This is a genomic window from Vibrio sp. 10N.239.312.C11, assembly GCF_041466065.1.
GTDB lineage: Bacteria > Pseudomonadota > Gammaproteobacteria > Enterobacterales > Vibrionaceae > Vibrio > Vibrio tasmaniensis_A.
The window spans coordinates 22518-37680 of the sequence record NZ_JBFSRZ010000048.1 but is presented as its reverse complement, the minus strand read 5'-3'; the positions used below and the strand labels follow the sequence as shown (position 1 = coordinate 37680).

15 protein-coding genes, 2 pseudogenes and 1 riboswitch are annotated in these 15163 nt (G+C 42.4%); of the genes and pseudogenes, 14 read left to right on the top strand and 3 right to left on the bottom strand.

Going from position 1 to position 15163, the window contains the following annotated elements; all coding sequences use genetic code 11:
- Window positions 1-73 precede the first annotated feature (73 nt).
- From AB6D07_RS17850 to AB6D07_RS17805, 10 genes and pseudogenes are all read left to right on the top strand, one after another.
- Window positions 74-202, top strand: coding sequence for a hypothetical protein (locus tag AB6D07_RS17850; protein ID WP_277814447.1), 129 nt, complete (start codon window positions 74-76; stop codon window positions 200-202).
- A 41-nt stretch (window positions 203-243) separates the two neighbouring features.
- Entirely contained in the window at window positions 244-489 is a 246-nt protein-coding gene (locus AB6D07_RS17845; protein ID WP_372092235.1) for a hypothetical protein, read from the top strand.
- A gap of 382 nt (window positions 490-871) precedes the next feature.
- The gene (locus AB6D07_RS17840) at window positions 872-1876 is read left to right on the top strand and encodes a response regulator (protein ID WP_017104194.1); all 1005 of its coding nucleotides are present in this window, start codon (window positions 872-874) and stop codon (window positions 1874-1876) included.
- A 1-nt stretch (window position 1877) separates the two neighbouring features.
- The gene (locus tag AB6D07_RS17835) at window positions 1878-2315 is read left to right on the top strand and encodes a PAS domain-containing protein (protein ID WP_009844817.1); all 438 of its coding nucleotides are present in this window, start codon (window positions 1878-1880) and stop codon (window positions 2313-2315) included.
- Window positions 2316-3171: 856 nt separating this feature from the next.
- Complete coding sequence (locus tag AB6D07_RS17830) at window positions 3172-4215, top strand: GMP reductase (protein WP_009844818.1); 1044 nt, start codon at window positions 3172-3174, stop codon at window positions 4213-4215.
- Window positions 4216-4317: 102 nt separating this feature from the next.
- A pseudogene (locus AB6D07_RS17825) lies at window positions 4318-4761 on the top strand (hypothetical protein); the annotation flags it as partial.
- Window positions 4748-4945, top strand: coding sequence for a hypothetical protein (locus tag AB6D07_RS17820; RefSeq protein ID WP_017104192.1), 198 nt, complete (start codon window positions 4748-4750; stop codon window positions 4943-4945). The pseudogene AB6D07_RS17825 and the gene AB6D07_RS17820, both read left to right, overlap by 14 nt.
- A gap of 128 nt (window positions 4946-5073) precedes the next feature.
- On the top strand, window positions 5074-5706 hold the full coding sequence (locus tag AB6D07_RS17815; RefSeq protein WP_017104191.1) for a hypothetical protein: 633 nt from the start codon (window positions 5074-5076) through the stop codon (window positions 5704-5706).
- 12 nt (window positions 5707-5718) lie between these two features.
- Window positions 5719-7209, top strand: coding sequence for a hypothetical protein (locus AB6D07_RS17810; RefSeq protein WP_017104190.1), 1491 nt, complete (start codon window positions 5719-5721; stop codon window positions 7207-7209).
- A gap of 134 nt (window positions 7210-7343) precedes the next feature.
- Window positions 7344-7601 (top strand): annotated as a pseudogene (locus AB6D07_RS17805) (IMP dehydrogenase); the annotation flags it as partial.
- Between the two features lie 413 nt (window positions 7602-8014).
- Here AB6D07_RS17805 and AB6D07_RS17800 read toward each other — a convergent pair.
- From AB6D07_RS17800 to AB6D07_RS17790, 3 genes are all read right to left on the bottom strand, one after another.
- On the bottom strand, window positions 8015-8725 hold the full coding sequence (locus AB6D07_RS17800) for an alpha/beta hydrolase family protein (RefSeq protein ID WP_372092231.1): 711 nt from the start codon (window positions 8723-8725) through the stop codon (window positions 8015-8017).
- A gap of 223 nt (window positions 8726-8948) precedes the next feature.
- Window positions 8949-9812 (bottom strand): GyrI-like domain-containing protein, encoded by an 864-nt coding sequence (locus AB6D07_RS17795; protein WP_372092228.1) that lies wholly within the window; start codon window positions 9810-9812, stop codon window positions 8949-8951.
- Between the two features lie 458 nt (window positions 9813-10270).
- Entirely contained in the window at window positions 10271-10945 is a 675-nt protein-coding gene (locus tag AB6D07_RS17790; protein ID WP_017102507.1) for a glutathione S-transferase family protein, read from the bottom strand.
- 498 nt (window positions 10946-11443) lie between these two features.
- Here AB6D07_RS17790 and AB6D07_RS17785 point away from each other — a divergent pair, with 498 nt between their 5' ends.
- The 4 genes from AB6D07_RS17785 to AB6D07_RS17770 all read left to right on the top strand — a co-directional run bounded on the left by AB6D07_RS17785 (window position 11444) and on the right by AB6D07_RS17770 (window position 14901).
- Window positions 11444-12541 carry a YdcF family protein gene (locus tag AB6D07_RS17785; protein ID WP_009844828.1) on the top strand — a complete coding sequence of 366 codons (1098 nt, stop codon included), beginning with the start codon at window positions 11444-11446 and terminating at the stop codon, window positions 12539-12541.
- Between the two features lie 129 nt (window positions 12542-12670).
- Entirely contained in the window at window positions 12671-12922 is a 252-nt protein-coding gene (locus AB6D07_RS17780; RefSeq protein WP_004731647.1) for a DUF2999 family protein, read from the top strand.
- 247 nt (window positions 12923-13169) lie between these two features.
- Window positions 13170-13898, top strand: a complete 729-nt coding sequence (locus AB6D07_RS17775; protein ID WP_029222835.1) for an AraC family transcriptional regulator — start codon at window positions 13170-13172, stop codon at window positions 13896-13898.
- 85 nt (window positions 13899-13983) lie between these two features.
- The gene (locus AB6D07_RS17770; RefSeq protein WP_017102509.1) at window positions 13984-14901 is read left to right on the top strand and encodes a DMT family transporter; all 918 of its coding nucleotides are present in this window, start codon (window positions 13984-13986) and stop codon (window positions 14899-14901) included.
- Between the two features lie 98 nt (window positions 14902-14999).
- Window positions 15000-15111: riboswitch (TPP riboswitch) on the top strand.
- Window positions 15112-15163 lie beyond the last annotated feature (52 nt).

Genomic DNA, 15163 nt, shown 5'->3' with positions numbered 1-15163 from the left:
CTGATCAGATCGTAGGTTCTTGATTTAGTTCCATTGAATTACGCAACAAAGCCCTGCTGACCGAGAACTATCAATGACCAGTTACCAGTTACCAATTTCTAATTACCAACAATGCGCTATCAGCTATCAGGTAAAAGCCCTGAATTGCGTACTTCGTAATTTAGACCTTGGTCTTACAGAAACCGAGCGTAAAGGTGGCTAGAATGATTTAAGTCGCTCACCGTTTTATCAAGGAAAATACAAATGGAAGTTGGATTGTTTTGGGCTGAGAAAGGAATGCTAGTACTTGGTGCTCTGTTTGTTTTGACGAGCATGATGCAGTACGGAAGACGCAGTAGTGATTGGAAAGGCGTGATTACTATGTTTTATAAGCGCATCCCAATGAATATTGCGGAATACAAATGGTACCGTCTGGGCATCGCTTTATTGGTGTTTGCTCTGGTTATTCGTTTCGCATTACTGATTCTATGGCCTACATATCAGTTTTAGCTCCCTTGTACTCATTATGTAAAACGGATAAAAACGTCAACCTGATAAACGTGTAGTAGGCGATCAACACGAATAGTTGAGCAAACATGTATGGCTGTTGCGTGAATCGGCAAGTCGAGCCTTAGTAGGCTACTTATTAAGGCTGTTATTCTATAAATTGTCGCGGTCATTTCATGAAATAGTGCAATTACTTTATAAAAAGGCTTGTTACTATCTCTGTAGCATATTGTTTTTCATAAAGAATAATCAGAGATAATCGAATATCCGCTTTTCCCATCAATCTGACTAATAATCTACATATAAATTCATTCACCCCGTACCTGATACGATAATGATCTGTTACACTCCTCGAAATTAGCTTTAATTTGTCGGTGGTGCATTTATGTCGTTCCCAGTTCTTATATGTGATGATTCTGCATTAGCAAGGAAGCAGATGGCTCGATCACTGCCTAGTTCTCTAAATGCAGATATAACTTTTGCTGTTCATGGGCTTAATGCACTTGAAGAGTTAGCTCAAAACCAGTTTAAACTGATGTTCCTCGACTTGACCATGCCAGAGCTAGATGGCTATGGCACATTGGAAGAGATGCAACGCTTAGGTGATAACACACCTGTTGTCGTTGTTTCCGGTGACATCCAACCAAAAGCGCAGCAGAGGGTCATGGATCTTGGTGCTAAAGCGTTTTTACAAAAACCGATCGATAAAGAAGCGTTAAAAGGCATTTTACGTGAACTTGTTGAGCCGCCAACGCAGCCTCAGATGGTTACCCCTACCGCTTTAGATCTCCCAATACTACGCAGACGCGATATCTACATGGAAGTGGCGAACGTAGCAATTGGCCGCGCCGCCGATGCACTGGCGCGCCATTTTGATGTATTTGTCCATTTACCACTACCGAACGTGAATATTTTGGAAGTGAGTGAATTGCACATGGCACTTCGCGACTTAGCAGACAACGACCAAGTGTCGGGTGTTTGCCAAGGCTTTAGCGGAGAAGGTATTGCAGGTGAAGCGTTAGTCTTGCTGAGTGATTCCAGTGTGAGCGATCTTAAAAAGCTCATGAAGGTGCCAACAGAAAGCGAACAGTTAGAAGAATTAGAGCTGTTGATGGATGTATCTAACATCCTTGTGGGTTCATTCCTGAATGGGTTAGGTGAGCAGTCAGAAGTTCGTTTCTTCCAGAGCTCTCCGGTGTTGCTGGGTCAACACATCTCAATCGATTCCGTTATTGAAAATACCGGCGGCTCATTCAAGAAAACGATGACTTTCGAAGTCAGCTATAACATAGACGGCACTTCAATTCGTTGTGACCTCCTATTCATGTTTGTTGATGAATCTTTGCCACTTCTAGATAATAAATTGGCCTACCTAATGGAGGAGTTTTAATATGTTGAATCTTCCTGCTGAATTTGAACAGTTCCACTGGATGGTGGACATGGTTCAGAACGTCGATATGGGGCTGGTGGTTATTAATCGCGATTTTGAGGTGCAAGTTTGGAATGGCTTCATGACTCACCATAGCGGTAAGCAATCACATGATGCTATCGGTAAGTCGATCTTTGAGTTATTCCCTGAAATCCCAGAAGAGTGGTTTAGGCTGAAAACCAAGCCAGTCTATGATTTAGGTTGTCGCAGCTTTATTACATGGCCACAAAGACCTTACCTGTTCAAGTGCCGCAATGTTCGCCCTGTTACTCAACAAGCTGATTTCATGTACCAGAACGTGACGCTAAACCCGATGCGTTCGCCTACTGGACAAATCACGTCATTGTTCTTGTCGATTCAAGATGCGACTGCAGAAGCGTTAAGCGCTCAAAAGAATTAGCACCTGTCTTAATTCGATACTCATAGCTTGTAAAGAACAATTCAAAACATCGAATAAAAATGGCTAAGGTTAATTACCTTAGCCATTTTTTTTGTTTTTTATCTTCAAACCTAATCTTCCCCCTAGCTTTTCACGTTAACCAATTCTCTTTTTCCATGCGCTTTACTGAATGTTTTAGGTTAAATCAACGAAAGGGCAGCCACGAAATGTGCTTTCGGCGCGGCAATGCTACGGGTGAATAGAAAGTGGATTTATAAAGTTTGAGTTTGAAAGCTTCATTTAATGGAGTGCGAGGGCTGAATTATCAAACCCAAGTGAGTATTGGCCTCTAGATTGAGTCGTTTTCACTCTACTTTTCCAAGTGACGACAAAACAGAAACGTCACCAGACTGCCCAATTTGGTCAAAAACCGATAAAAATTAGAAAAAAATCGAATTTATTTAAGAAAAAAGGCATTTTTTTGTTGGAGAAAAGTGTGGTTTTTATGTGATTTCGAGGCACTTTCTTCACATATTTGCTTAATGAAGGCGATATTGTGTGAAAAGAGAGGAAAACGATTGCGCAATAAACCGACAGCGTGTGCGTGATTGGTTCGCTAAGTTATTAATTAGTAAGAATTTAGTAGAAAAGTGTTACTTGGGAGGTTTTACCAGATATGGAATCTTCGAGAGGATAGCACAAAAAAAAATGAAATATCAGACTTGCTGTTACTAAATCACGACCTATAATGCTGAAAACCGGAGCGTCTGCCAACGCTCCGGTTTTTTTGTGTCCGAAGAAAAGTAAACTCGTCTGCCAACGGTTTTACTACGCATTTCGCGAGAGACACATAATTTTATGAATCAAGGAAAACACCATGCGTATCGAACAAGAACTTAAGTTAGGTTTCAAAGATGTACTCTTCCGTCCGAAGCGTTCTACCCTTAAAAGCCGTTCTCAAGTTGAATTAACCCGCGATTTTACATTCAAGCATAGCGGTCGTCAATGGTCTGGTACTCCAGTAATTGCAGCGAACATGGATTCGGTAGCAAGCTTTGAAATGGCAGCTGCTCTAGCAGAGCACGGTGTTATGACAGCAGTACACAAGCACTACACAGTAGAGCAGTGGGCTGAGTTCGCTAAAACAGCAGACAAGAAAACACTGAACAACGTTTTTGTATCAACAGGTACGTCTGAAGCTGAGTTCGAGAAAGTTAAGAAGATCATGGCTCTTAGCGAAGAGTTTGTATTTATCTGTATCGATATCGCTAACGGCTACTCAGAGCACCTTGTTGAGTTCGTACAGAAAGTACGTGCTGAATTCCCGACTAAAGTTATCTCTGCGGGTAACGTTGTAACGGGTGACATGGTTGAAGAGCTAATCCTAGCGGGCGCAGACATCGTTAAGGTTGGTATCGGCCCTGGTTCTGTTTGTACTACACGTGTTAAAACAGGCGTAGGTTACCCTCAACTTTCTGCAATCATCGAGTGTGGCGACGCGGCACACGGCCTTGGCGGCATGATCATCGGTGACGGTGGTTGTTCATGTGCGGGTGACGTATCTAAAGCGTTCGGCGGCGGTGCTGACTTCGTAATGCTAGGCGGCATGCTAGCTGGTCACTCTGAGTCAGGCGGTGAAGTTGTAGAGCAAGACGGTAAGCAATACATGAAGTTCTATGGAATGTCGTCTCAGTCGGCTATGGACAAGCACTCAGGTGGTGTTGCTAAGTACCGTGCTGCGGAAGGTAAAACTGTTTTACTTCCATACCGTGGTTCAGTTCACAACACGATTTCTGACATCCTTGGTGGTGTACGTTCAACTTGTACATACGTAGGCGCAGCAAAGCTTAAAGAGCTAACTAAGCGTACGACTTTCATCCGTGTGCAAGAACAAGAGAACAACGTATTCGGTAAAGAGTAATCTGAACTGATTCGAATAGTTTGAAAATCAAGAGCCGCTTTTTAGCGGCTCTTTTTTTGTTTGGGACAAAAAGCTACGATTGTTGTGCTACCAGAGTTGCTGGCAATCGGCAGTATTGTTTGAACTCAGATTTATGTTCGGTCAACCGGATAAGCCCTTTATTCGTTGTCTGCTACCACTTGGTTTCAAGTTACTAGGAATCAAAGAAGGCGAAACCGCTACCAACAGTGCAAAGATGTGTATTAATTGGTGGACCAGAAAGGCAGCTTCGAACGTAAGACAGACCAAGCCGACAAGCTTGAATGCCTCACTCAACAAATCAAAGTGCTAGAAAATCGAATAACAGAGATTGACGGCACCCACATCGAAACCGTCAAAGGTAATAGAACCATTAAAGCTAAGAACATCACCGAAGACGCGGACACCATCAAGTTTAATGGCGGAAAAGGGGTGTGCACCGGTGTGAGCATTTGCCCCTTCATAGGAAAACAATATGTCGATGTATCATCCACCGTTTATGCAGGAAAGACTAATGGCATTAAGTAATACATCATTGAAACAGAAATTAGAAACCGAACTGAAAGCTCAGGGCTTTGTGCTCGATGGTGAATTTGCGATGGCGGGCATGATGGCCGAAGCCATTGCGAATGCGGTAGTGGACGAAATTACTCGGAACGCTCAAGTGGAGGTCATCGAGGGGAGCTCGAAGGGAAATTACCAAGTGAGGTAGCTTTAGAAATTATTTTCCAATCAAATTATATACCTAGCTCACATTCGGTGTGTGTATCGGTATGGTATTTTTATCTTAGTTATCAGTTGGCTTAGGCTGTTTATTGAACAATACAAAAGGATAATAATATGAGTTTTTGGAAGGTGCTAGGTGGAGCCGCTATTGGAGTAGGTGCAATTGCAGCAGCCCCTTTTACTGGCGGTGGGTCATTACTTGGAGCTGCCACATTGGCAGGCTCTTTGGCCGGAACAGCAACAGTTGCTGCAGCTGTTGGGGCTGGCGTTGCTGGTGCCGCAGTAGGTGCCAGCTTTGATGGTGATGATGATGCCGAAAAACGAGGAGAAGATAAAGCAACAGCTAAATACGAAGCTAAATATAACAAAATTGAATCTGCTTTCAAAGACGCAGAGAAAAGGCTTAACGATACGGATGATTACTTTAATCTTCTAATCGCAATGGAAGCTGTGGGACTAGCATGTGCAGCTTGTGATGGCGAGGTATCTCAGGAAGAACGAGTTGAAATTGATGAATTTATTTCTGGCGTGATGAGTAGCTCTTTACCACCACATATTAAAACCAAAATAGATGGTATTGCGAATAACCCACCAAATATTACTACTGCTTATGAATATGCCAGCAAAGTGTCTCCAGAGTCTATGGGGCTATTCGAAGAGATTATTGATGTGGTAATGCATGCTGATGATTATGTGCATGAAAACGAAAAAGCATTTTTGGAAGCTTGGAGAAAGCTTGTTGCTTGATAAGGAGTTTTTATGACAACTAGAGCAAAACGATATCAGCAGAGAAAGGCCAATCGTAAAACGTTTCGTGAAACAGCCCATATCAATGAAGTTGCTTCTCAGGAGCTGGTTTCCCAGTTTTTGTCAGAAGAGTCGGATAGCAGCTTTTCTGACAAAATGTTTTTTGTTAGTCCAACTTATGATTTGGAAGTGACAGAGCAAGAAGTAACTGATTCGCTAAACATGTTAGACCGTTCATTTACTAAAGATAAGTACGATGTTCTTTTTGAATCTAGCAAAGAGGTTTTAATTGATCAGCTTTTGTCGCCACTGAAATTGAGTCGCGCAGACCTAGAAGGTGTAGATAGGAATTTTGAATACAACCGAGTTGATTATACCAAATCACCGAAAAGTGTAGGCGGGCAGGGAGTTTCATTTGAGACTCAAAAAAAACGAAGTAAGTTAGATGCCACGACCCCAGAAGGGCAAATTAAAGATATTAACACGGGGGACTATCATGATTCGTCAGTTATGGATTTCGATCATAATAAGCCATTAAAGAGCATGCATGATGACGGTGGTTTTATGTTATCTGATGCGAAAAAAGCGGAATTTGGCGCAGATTCTGACAATCATAGTTTTACACATCAAAGTATAAATCGCTCTAAAGGAGATAAAGACCATAAAGAGTTTGTTGAAGGCTCGAACAATGGCGACCTTGATAAAAGACGTACTAACGCAGTCCATGCTCGAGGTGAACAAGCTGCGGAAAAATACGTTCCTTCTGACTCGCTTGAAAAAACGATTTGGATAGCAAGAGAAGGAGCAAAAGATGGTATCAAAACTGGAGCTAACCAAGGTCTTCAACAAGCGTTAGGAGCTCTGCTTTCAGGTTTTATATCGTCGATTTTTGAAGAGGTTAAAGATGTTATTTCTAATGGTTGGAAAAATGGTGAATATAGTGACTCATGGTTAGGTGTCCTAAAAGTCAGGCTGGGAAGAGTTGCTACTAAGGTATTAGGTCAATGGAAAAATGTTGCCTCAGCTTTTTCTACAGGAGCGATTTCCGGGTTACTTTCTGCGATTTCTACTGCTGTTATAAACATGTTCGTGAGAACGAGCAAGAATGCAGTTAGATTGATTAGAGAAGGTTTTATGTCTCTAATGAAAGCGATTAAAACCCTGATATTTCCTCCTGAAGGTATGACAATGAACCAAGCTGCTCATGAGGCTAGTAAAGTCTTTGCTACTGGTTTAGTGGTTACTGGCGGGATACTAGCGACTGAGTCTATCGCTACTTTTATAAATGGTATTCCTTTTGCTGATACCATCGCTATGGTTATAGGAGGACTGTTATCTGGTTTAGGTTCCCTGTTTGTTGTGTACTTACTGGATAAGCTAGATCTTTTTGGGGTCAACGCAGATGAACGTCATGAGTTTATCATTGGTACTTTAGAGCCAAGAATTGATAGTCGTATAGAGAGTACGGAAGCAATTATTAACCGACTGAATTTAAGTTATTAATTCTCGAAAGTGAAACGATTGCGGCATTCATTGTAAAATAGCGCTATTTATGGGTGTGAATCTTCGTTTTTTTACTGTTTTTACATACATAGATATCAAATTAAATAATTGATTTTATTTTGATTGTTGTGCTTTTTGTTAAGTTCCACGGCATGTCTTCACAGTCGACTATGGACAAGCACTCAGGTGGTGTTATTAAGTACCGTGCTGCGGAAGGTAAAACTGTTTTACTTCCATACCGTGGTTCAGTTCACAACACAATTTCTGACATCCTTGGTGGTGTACGTTCAACTTGTACATACGTAGGCGCAGCAAAGCTTAAAGAGCTAACTAAGCGTACGACTTTCATCCGTGTACAAGAGCAAGAGAACAACGTATTCGGTAAAGAGTAATCTGAACGAGTTCGAATAGTTTGAAAATCAAGAGTCGCTTTTTAGCGGCTCTTTTTTGTTTGGGGCTTGCAAACACATTATTGCCCCATTGTTAGTTTCGTCAAAAAGCCTACGTTCTAGGTCGGGTGGGTTTTGACCAAATATAACTAATCTGACACCCAAAACCCACAAAGCCCGAAAAATGGACGTCATAGTGTTGTTAGCTCAAATGAATTCGCTGATTTTTGCCCTGAAAATCACACTGAAAGCGTCCCAAATATCCGCTTAGAGCGTTTTAGGCGGTCTGAGGGTGATTTTGGATAGCAAAGTCGCACATTTGTCATAATAGGAATACTGGATTTAGAATTTGGTTTAAATATTATGCCGAAATTACGAATCCGTCTTAGACGTTGTTAGCCGTATTTTCACGGTGATTAATCCAAAACATATTTTTGACTTAAAGCAAACTTACTAATTTCTTCAGAATATTCCTGCAAAAATTTATTCTTATCGATATGAGGCTTGGCGATATGTGCTGGTACTTGATCCATAAATGAGAAATGATCGCCACCTTCAACAACTCTCATTTCCACCATTTGCGGACTGGGCATGGTTTGAGCCAACCATTCCGTTTGGACGCTCGGTGTAATCTCATCTTCTGAGCCAACCCACGCAAAAATGGGAATATTAACTGTGTCAAGTGAACCTGGAGCATAAAAAAACTTAGTTGGCGCAGCCAAAATTACCAAAGACACTAGTCTGTTGTCCGGCAAAATATCAACTATTTCTCTTGAGCTCGTTTGCATCTCTGCGCCAGCTAAAGCGATAAGTGTAGCAGCACCAATCGAGTGCCCTATTCCTATCACTTTTGAATTAGGTTGTGTACATGCTTTTAGAGAGAGAGAGAGCCGTCTTGCTCTAAGAGATAATTCAGTTTTATTAGGAAAATGATTTGTAAGCATCTCAAAACATGGAGCAATTATTGTACACCCTGATTTTTTTAGTGTATCCAAAAGAGTTGAATATCGTTCAGGCATTCCACCTGAGCCGACAGAAAACAGAATAACTGGACTGTTTTGTTCACCAGACTCGTGTACCAAAACTTTAAATGGTTCATCGCCATCTTGTATTATCTTGGTTTGCATAAAATTTCTCCTAGGCTTTGCTATTGTGGATACATTTAGCTCTTTATATTCGGCGATGAGCCGTTCTTTCATCTTGAGGTATTTTTGGACGGTCAACATCAATTTAAGGGCTTAAAAGACGGTTTAGTCTATTTAGATGGTAATATGACTCTTCCTTAATGGAGTGTAGATTTTACGTAACGTTCGTTGTGCGTAGGTGGTTGATTTACCATAATTGCATTTACTATTTAATTGGTAGGTAGATCTCTGTTAACAACCCACACTCATTAACTTCATGAGCAAAATTTAAGTAACGGAAGAAACAAGGGAAGTCTCTTAATTCTTCGCCACTATCTGGCAGCCATTTATGATACAAGTGATACACGGTGTTGCTAATACTATCATGGCTTCCTTCATGGACAGCCATGGCGCATCTGCCACTTGGTATTGTTCCAGATTTTATTCCATAGGCGTTTGCTGGAACCTCTCCTCCGTGCAAGCCACAGATATCAAACTGAAACTCATCATCAGGCGTATCGTTTGGGTCAGAGTAAGGAATACCAAATGTTTCGCTGGTTTTTATTGGCGATAAACCTGTTGATTTTCGCCAATTTATGAACTTGGCTACTGTCTCGTATACCAGTCTTGGGTTGCCTTTATGTACAATTAATGCAACTTCTCTTTTTTCGAAGTCTACGACTTGAACGTCCTTTACACTTTCTCCTGTTATCGGTGGATGATATTCATACTTTGAGTGCCAAGCGCGCCATTCAGGCTGATTTCTAAATTGGGAAGGTGATTGTCCAAATATCCTAGAAAAAGCACGGCTAAAGGCTTCTAGGCTTGTGAAGTGAGCTTCAAAGGCAATATCAGTAACACTGTACTCTGACTCGAATGCTAACCTGAAAGAAGCGCGTTTCATTCGTGCCAGCAACACATATTGCATAGCGCTAATCCCCATAAACGCTTTAAAGATACGATGAAAATGGTACTTTGAACTGGCAGCTACAGAACTTAGCTGCTCAAGTGAGAACTCGCCATCTAGGTTACCATCTATAAAATCGCACACTTTTTTTATTTGTCGTTCATGATGTTTAATCACGCTCACTGTTTTTATACTCCAACTTAAAAATCTTAGAAATGATACTCAAGAAGATTTTATTATGCCTGATTGAAATTGCTAGATGACGGGTAGTAGACAGTTTATGGAGGGCTAATAGGTATGCTTAGTTGCCATATCAGCAAGCTATAACGTCATCTTAACTGCGTGGCACTCAGTGCTTACTTCTGTTCATTTTCGTTGACGGTTAGCACCTCAGCAAAGATTGTAATACAGCATTTTGCAGTACTAAAACTTATCCGTAGTTTTCTAATTTAAGTGGCTACTCTAACAAGGTTTTGTCCAGAAATGTGTTTTAGATAAGTGGATAATTACGAATATCGAACCTTCGTATCTATTAATAAATGTGTCAACTTGTGTCTTTTCAACAGAAAGAGCCGCTGTTTAGCGGCTCTTTCTGTTTGAGTTCTAGCTATCACTCAGAAGAGCTAGAACTTTCAAATTTTCTACTTCGCATAATTCGAAGGAAAAAGTGCTCGCTTCGCTTCTTCATCACGTTCGGTTTTAAATTCAACGTCTTTGCCGATTTCGCGAGCACGCAGTGCAGCAGGGCGAGTGTTGATTGCGTTAAACCAGCGCTTCAAATTCGGGTAAGGTTCTAGGCCTTCTTCACCAAGCACGAAAGGTGCTTTATCAATCCAACCCCATGCCGCGACATCTACGATGGTGTACTCATTTCCGACGAAAAACTCACGACCTTCCATATGTTTCTCTAACACTTCGTAGTGACGTTGTGCTTCACGTAGGTAGCGATTTACCGCGTAATCTAAGCCTGATGGCGCAGCATGACGGAAGTGTACCGATTGACCCGAATAAGGGCCAAGTCCGCTTGCGATAAACATCATCCAAGATAATAGTTCAGCTCTGTCTTCTGGCTGACCAGCTAGCTTGCCTGTTTTCTCGGATAGGTACAGCAGGATAGCGTTAGAGTCGAATACACGTTGTCCTTCGTCTTCAATCGCAGGCGTTTTGCCATTTGGATTGATCAAGCGATATTCCGGTGTGTGTTGTTCACCCTTTAAGGTATCGATAGGAACAAGTTCAAAATCTAGGTCTGTCTCTTCTAGAAAAAGAGCGATCTTCATTGGGTTGGGTGTTTGGTGAAAATAGAACTTAAGCATGGGGTAACTCCTTGTATTGATAATTCATTAAAGTACCACTTGAACGGCCGTTCAATAATTGATTTTGAATTATTTGAAAATATGTCGATTCGCATTTAGAGGCCATATGTTTAGAGCTTCGTTATCTGTGGGGAGGTTCAACATCGAACAATTCGGTGTGTTGGATTTTAAGTTGTTGAAAAAATGAGCTTAAAGTTGCTGTTTGGGCGTGTTGTTTTCTGCGGAGTTTGGATTTGTGATGGGTGGTTTTCGGTGGAATAGGGCGTATGAAATCCGCAGTCAGATATTCCAACAAAAACGTTGAGCACTGGTTCAAACCAGAATTATCTGGATACACAGGCTTATTGGTAAGTTCAAAATCGTGATCTGTTGCCACACCTTATGCAACAAATGAATATTAACCTCGGAGATTCTGGTGTGGTTCACAGTTTTTTAATCTTAGGGACTTACATTGGTGAGCAAATCTGATGTGAACACTTAACGACACAGGATCTTTCCATGAAAAAGAACATTATCGCCCTCGCTCTTGGTGGCATGCTCGCTTTTGGCGCAACACCTTATTCTTTTGCTGCTAACGATGGCGCAGTACAAGCTTCTGCCGATTACGCGCAGTTGGTGACTAAGCGACAAGTTGTCGACCAATTACTTCTTGATGCGTTGCAGGCCTTTAAGTCTCCGGCAAGAATTTCTCACGCGGGCTTCACGGCTAAAATGCCAAGCAACATGGAAATTGTGACTAACCGATTGTTAGAAGCGTACCAGCTAGAACCTTACCGTACTGACTTGTTGATCTCGGCAGCGAACGCTCAGATCTACAACAAGAACGCAGAACGCGCTATTGAGTTGTTTGAACAAGCACTGACGGTTGCGCCAGACGATGTCGACCTTCATGCGTATCTAGCGGTTTGGCAGCGATTTGAAGGCAACGACAGTGAATCGAATAAGCACATGGAGAAGCTGGAAAGCCTGAATAAAGGTAAAGCAGAAGACATCAAACGTATTTTTGCAACGGTCGACCGCGTGTTAGAAACACCTCTTAAAGAGTCTGCGGATAAGGGACTGTTGAGCGACCACGGTGCCATCGTCACTTTGGGCTACGCGCTTAACCCTGATGGCTCTATGCATGAGATCTTGATTGAACGTCTTGAAACGACATTAGCAATGTCGAAAGCGAACCCAGACGCGATGATCGTCTTAACTGGCGGCGTGCCTAAGAACCATAAGACGGAAGGCAAGTTAATGGCGGATTGGCTTATCTCAAAAGGGGTAAGCAAAGACCGTATCATTGAAGAGAACTACGCGACCAGCACGGTAGGCAACGCCTTGTTCAGTAGCTATGCGCTTGCTCGTCATGATATTAAACATGCGACCATTATTAGCTCGGCAAGCCATGTTCGTCGTGGTCAAACTCTGTTTGAAATTGCGAGCTGGCAAACTGGCCCTCAGGGCATTACCTTCGATACGGTCTCTTACCCAGATAAGCCGCTAGAAGATCTTAAGAAAGCGAGCAGTGGTGAGCTTCTAGGCATCTACCGTGACGCTCTGAGAACGTATGGTATGTGGAGCTACCGCTCTTACCCACTAGAGTCTCGCTAAGCCCAAGCATTATTTGCGTTTGGGGAAGCACAGTTCGCATTAAACCAAAGCTTCACTTGCTAGTACAATCGAGCACAGCTAGATGGTATGCTGTGCTCCTACTTAATTTAGTGTTTCAAAGGCAAAAAAATGAACCCGATTTTAGCAATGTTGAAAGAGAACAATATTAGCGACGAGCAGATCAGCGAGCTATTCAAGACGTTGACCGAGAACCCTCTTGCAGCAATGGCGACAATCAGCCAACTTGGTTTACCACAAGATAAGCTTCAAATGCTGATGGGTCAGGTAATGCAAAACCCTGCGCTAATCAAAGAAGCAGTTGAAGAGCTTGGCCTAGATTTTTCTAAGGTTGAAGCCGCTAAAGAGCAACTTCAAAAATAGTAGAGTGTGAATGAGCGATTTTCTTAGGGAGTGATAGCCGATTCGGTTAACTGTTTTTGAGATCGCGAATTAGACTCCAATAAAAAGTCGTTTGAGTATCAATACTTAAACGGCTTTTTTGATCCGACTTAGAACAGGCTCGACAGGGGAGACGACAAAAACACTAGCCCGATGTGACTCCCTCGCTTAAATCATGTAATTTCGTTTTAACACTCATGCTTCAATAAACTGAATTCCGGCGTTGCTCATGAAATCTAGCTTAAGCATTCGATCTTACACCAAGCAGTTTAATACTCATGCTCATGATGACCATCATCAATTGGTATTGCCGATCCAAGGCAGTATTAATATTGAAATGGTGGGGTATGTCGGCAAAGTGGCCGTGGGAGAATGTGTGGTGATTCCGGTAACCACAGCGCATGCGTTTAAGGCGGATGAAGCCGCGCGGTTTATTGTCGCGGATATGGCAGAGTTGCCGCAGCACTTGTTAGAGAATGAGCTCTCGGTTTTCACGATAACGCCACCTTTGATGAGCTTCTTGCTGTTTGTTGAGAAGCAGTTGGAATATCAGGTCGATAGTGGCATTGAGTCATCAGTTTTGGATGTGTTTTCATTGCTGTTAGAGCAACAACAAGTGAGCAAGAGCATCGACCCAAGAATCCGTGCGGTACAAAGATTGATAGCGGATAATTACGCCCAACCTCTCTCTATATCTCAACTTGCAGAAACAGCCTGTTTGAGTCCCACTCAATTCAAAAAACGCTTCAAAGAGTGCCTGGGGATCAGTGCGCTTAAATACATCACTCGCTATCGTATGGAGAAAGCCCAAGCCTTGTTAACTCATACCGATTTACCGGTTCAATTGATTGCTGAAAATGTGGGCTATAGTGATGTGTCTGCTTTCAGTCGTCGCTTCTCTCAGCACTTTGGCATGTCTCCAAGGGCGTTTCTAGGCTCAATGAAAGAGAGTCTTTAGAAACAACAATAGCGTCCGTTCTGCAAACTAATTTTAAGGCATCTTCACTATTATCTATTTCAGGACTGAAAATTGGGTAATAGAAATGAATCTTGCCATCAATCGCGTTAACGAATTCCAAACGGGCACTTTAGCCATCTTGTTTGCTTCTATTTTATGGGGCACGACAGGCACCGCCGCAAGTTTTGCTCCTGATCTAAGCCCATTAGCAATTGGCGCTTTTTCTATGGGCGTCGGTGGCCTAATACAAGCGGGCTTGGCGTATCGACAAATCCTATTCGCTTTCGACAAGCTTTTACAGAACAAGAAGCTGTTGGCAGCGAGTGCTTTGGCTTTGGCGGTCTATCCTTTAGCTTTCTATTCTTCAATGAAATTATCAGGTGTGGCGATTGGTACCGTGGTTTCGATTGCGACCGCACCTTTCTTTTCGGCACTGTTAGAGTGTCTGATTAGCAAAAAGAATAATATCAACAAACGTTGGCTCACTAGCTTTGCGATTGGTGTGGTAGGTATTGGATTGTTGGTGTTTTCAGAATCTTCATCGGCGAACGAATCCGGTGATGATCTCAAGCTGTTAGGTATTGGCTTAGGTCTGGTCGCTGGGTTGTGTTACGCCATTTATTCTTGGGCGACAAAAGCACTGATCGATAAAGGGATTAAGTCACAAGCAGCGATGGGCAGTATTTTTGGCCTTGGTGCGATGCTGTTGCTGCCAACACTCTGGTTTACGGGGGAGAACCTGTTTTCCTCGCAGATTAACGTATTAGTCATCAGTTATCTGACGTTAATCCCACAATGCTTGGGCTATATCGCGTTCAGTTTTGGTTTACGCCACGTGACCGCGAGTAGCGCCAATCTGCTGACTCTGTTTGAACCGGTAGTTGCAGCGGTGCTTGCCGTCTGCGTTGTCGGTGAGCTGATTCCATTTATAGGTTGGCTAGGTATGTTTCTGATTGTGCTGTGCTTGTTGATACAGTCGAAGCCATCTCAAGGAACGTTATAAGTATTTGTTTTGTAGTGCCTAATTGAAATTTATTCATGCGTAATTCTTATAATTGAATAAAATCAGTATCTCAGTTGTGAGAGTGCTGTTACTATCGCTATCAATAGTCGGGGGGCATATACCTTATTTGGTGTTTGCTGAGATCGTTAGTCGAGACCCGTTGAACCTGATTCAGTTAACACTGGCGTAGGGAACTATAAGCACTCGATCTACGTATGCACCCATGAAAGCTTTCATGAGCCTAATGCGACTTCTCCTTCGA